This window comes from Rhizobium sp. P1_E1 (genome assembly GCF_056406015.1).
This window is the reverse complement of the sequence record NZ_JBFUAY010000392.1, coordinates 1-2,556: the sequence shown is the minus strand read 5'-3', so window position 1 is coordinate 2,556 and position 2,556 is coordinate 1. Positions and strand designations below refer to the sequence as shown.

The 2,556-nt window shown below is 56.5% G+C and carries 2 protein-coding genes and 1 pseudogene; 2 read left to right on the top strand and 1 reads right to left on the bottom strand.

The annotated features are described in order from the left end of the window. Both AC1D1Z_RS36180 and AC1D1Z_RS36175 read left to right on the top strand, forming a co-directional pair. The coding region (locus AC1D1Z_RS36180) for an alpha/beta fold hydrolase (RefSeq protein ID WP_477853615.1) at positions 1-256 on the top strand (256 nt) is incomplete at its 5' end. 268 nt (positions 257-524) lie between these two features. Continuing rightward, positions 525-1,583 (top strand): acyltransferase family protein, encoded by a 1,059-nt coding sequence (locus AC1D1Z_RS36175; RefSeq protein WP_018516606.1) that lies wholly within the window; start codon positions 525-527, stop codon positions 1,581-1,583. A 168-nt stretch (positions 1,584-1,751) separates the two neighbouring features. Here AC1D1Z_RS36175 and AC1D1Z_RS36170 read toward each other — a convergent pair. Beyond that, positions 1,752-2,556: pseudogene (locus AC1D1Z_RS36170) on the bottom strand (glycosyl transferase); the annotation flags it as partial.

Here is a 2,556-nt window from a genome sequence, read left to right as displayed (position 1 = left end):
GATGGCCGCAACACAGCGCCCCATCACTGATAAGGCTCTTGGCGAGGCCTCGACTGCGGCGAGCTGGAGGAAGATCCCGTCTTGGTTCGTCTATGGTGACGCGGATAAGAACATACCGCCGGCAGCGCTCGCATGGATGGCGGAGCGGGCGGGCTCGAAAGAGACGGTTGTGGTTAAAGGCGCGTCTCACGTCGTGATGGTCTCTCATCCCGATAAAGTCGCGAAGGTCATTGAAGACGCTGCATCCAGGAAATAGACCGCACTGTGATTCTGCGACCGGATCAACATTGATCCGGTCGTGGTGCGACGATGGTAAGGCATTCCACAGCGCGGGATACGTGCCGCTGCCTAGGCGCTTAACCTAGCCTATGCTTCGCGCTTTATCCGTGCGGCGGCACCGTCATCGAGTGCGGCGTTCGTCCCGTTGTTGTTAGCGTCTTTCACCTCCGCGGCTGCTATGCATGCAAGCCGTCAGCCAGAAAACAGGTCATCCGTTAATCGGTTGCAAACGAAGACTTGGCAATGTGACCTCCGGTAGCAGGGCCGGTAAATTGACGAACCACATTGCGTTTCTGGACGAACTTCGAGGGGTAGCTGCGCTATCCGTTGTCCTCTTGCATGCGAGCCAGATCTTCGGTTTCAGCCTTGGCTCTTACGCCTATCTCGCCGTGGATTTCTTTTTTTGCCTTAGCGGTTTTGTTCTCGCAAACGGGTATGACCAAAAACTAAGGTCCGGTGGTTTGCGGAGCAGTGCATTTTTCCTGAAGCGCCTGGCGCGCCTCTATCCCATGATCGTGGTCGGTGTTGCCGTAGGCGTTCTTGCGGCGGTATTTGCTTCAGAACCGCATATTTCTCTCCACGACATCCCAATTCTTACCGTGGGTGCATTACTTCTCCTGCCCTTGGGACTACTGGCGGGGCAAGAAGCGTTCTCGATTAACAGCCCACTCTGGTCACTCTGCTTTGAAATGGTCGCCAGCGTCGTTTACGGATCGGCCGCTCGCCGTAAAATTCGCTTATGGGGCGATGTCGCGTTTCTCGCATTCTTCGCGGTCGCGCTTTTCCAAATTGTCGGCATCGAGGGTACAATTGGTCCAGTTGGATTTTCGAACTGGCGAACATTCCTTGAAGGTTTTGTCAGAGTCGGTTTTTCATTTTTTGCCGGTGTTCTGATTTTTCGCTGGAACATCAATCATCGCGTCGGGAGGGTCCCGCCTCAGATTCCGCTTTTTATCCTGATCGTGGTTCTATTCCTTCCGTTTTCCGTCCCCAGGGGGTTATACGATTTTTTCTGTATCACTATTATAATTCCAGTCGTTGTCGCTCTGGCAGCGGCAGTTCCGCCCAACGAGGAGCGGCCACTCGCGGCATACTTCGGATTGTTGTCTTATCCGCTCTACGCTATTCACCAGCCTATTATTCGACTTGGCGCTCAGTTCCAAAGCGCTAGCGATGGCGTCATACCATTGGCAATCACGGTGAGCGGCACGCTCTTAGCTGCTATTGCTGCAGCACATTTTCTATTCACCCACTTCGATAAACCTATCCGTGCTTACATGGGCAGGAAGTTTTCGCTAAATTAGCTTAAGCGCGCTTTCCCAAAGATCGTCAGCGGTGAACAACCCAGAGCGTGTCCGACGGATTAGGGCGAGTTCATGCGGCCAATAGTCTGTGTGGCGGACGACCGGCGCGATTTGGCGCTTCCTTTTCCGAGGGAAGGCAAGGCCCACGGCCCCAGCCTGTCGCGGCTCTCATGGGCGGGTGATCCTGTAGATCAGTAAACCAGCCGAATCCACAAGCTTGGTTGCGGTCTTGTCGAGATAGTCGACAACCCCATCATGATGCTCGATGAACAGCAGGTCCTGCTTGTCGGTGGCGTTCTTGGCCACGCCGAACAGGTCCGCGCCCTGCGCGCGCAGTTCCTCGAGCTGCGCGATCGCAGTGGCGTCATCCGCGACGAATTTCGACCATTCCGCATCGCCTCCGCCAGGCGGGAATACCCAGCCGCGCGCCCTGCTGTAGTAGACTGCGACGGGATCGCCGACCTCGGGGGCGATGGCGACGACGAGATCGCCCGGTTGCGCCAACCGCGCCAGTTCCTCGCCAAGCAGCTTGCCGTTCATGGCGATCGGCTTCTTCATCGTCCTGACGAGCGGCAAGGTCGACCAGGCAAGCGTGAGAGCCACGATGCAGATCGAGCGAAGCATCACCGCCGGCGTTAGAATGGTTCTCGATGCAAGCGTTGCCAGAAGAAGCGCGCCGCGACCGCAGAACATCGCGACCGGCACATGGAAGATGTGGAGATTCCACACATTGCTGGTGATTTCGCCCGCCGCTGCCAGATAGATGATTAGGGCGGCAGCCAGCCACACATAGGGAATGGCCGAAAGGGTGCGTTGCTTCGGGTCTTCGGCGAGGCTGGCCGGCATCCACAAGCCGACCGCGAGCAGCACCATGAACGGATAGCCGTAGAACCACAGGACCGAGGTGTTCCACACGGATTTGAAGTAGAACCTGTCCCTGACATATGTCCAGAAGCCGTAATCCCAGATATAG